Annotated in this window: 1 protein-coding gene; it reads left to right on the forward strand. The window is 38.5% G+C overall.

All coding sequences use genetic code 11. The features are described from left to right. Positions 1–487, forward strand: a 487-nt coding sequence (gene gldC / locus EGI32_RS11430; protein WP_255155489.1) for a gliding motility protein GldC, incomplete at its 5' end; no start/stop codon positions are given. Positions 488–681: the final 194 nt, after the last annotated feature.

The raw sequence follows: 681 nt of genomic DNA on the forward strand, positions 1-681 counted from the left end.
GAATAAAAGACAATTTTCTTTTTGCATTCATTCGTGTATTCGTGGCACATTTTCGTCGCAGGCGATGATCTTCACTAATCTTAACCATCATAACCATCTGCGTTGCGTTTTTCCTAACTTTGCGCAAAATTACATTCACATGCAAAAATCATCTATTACTATAGATATACTTTTAGACCCCAATAAAGTTCCCGAAGCCATTCATTGGAATGCTTCAGACAGTACCGCCAATATGGATCAGAAAGCCAAAGCCCTTTGCCTGGCATTCTGGGATGGAGCAGATAAAACAGCCTTGCGCATCGACCTCTGGACCAAAGACATGATGGTAGACGAAATGGGCGATTTCTTTTACCAGATGATGATGACCATGGCCGATACCTTCAAAAGAGCCACCAAGAACGGGGAACTTTCGGAAGAGATGAAAGCCTTTGCCAAGCAATTTTATGAAAAATTCAGGCAGGCGCAGATCACGGAAAACGGAGCTTAAGAATGGATAATTTTATAATGGATAATGGATAATTTACTTTCGGCTTGAAATAATTTTGAAAAAGGGAACGCTTTTCAAATGAAAGCATTATCCATTATCCATTAACCCGTTATCCATTCAACAAACAGATTAAAAATTCAATTAAATCAAACAATATGGCCTTAGAACAACAGATCATGACCGAAATGAAAGAA

The organism is Ferruginibacter sp. HRS2-29 (assembly GCF_024343615.1).
Classification (GTDB): Bacteria; Bacteroidota; Bacteroidia; order Chitinophagales; family Chitinophagaceae; genus Ferruginibacter.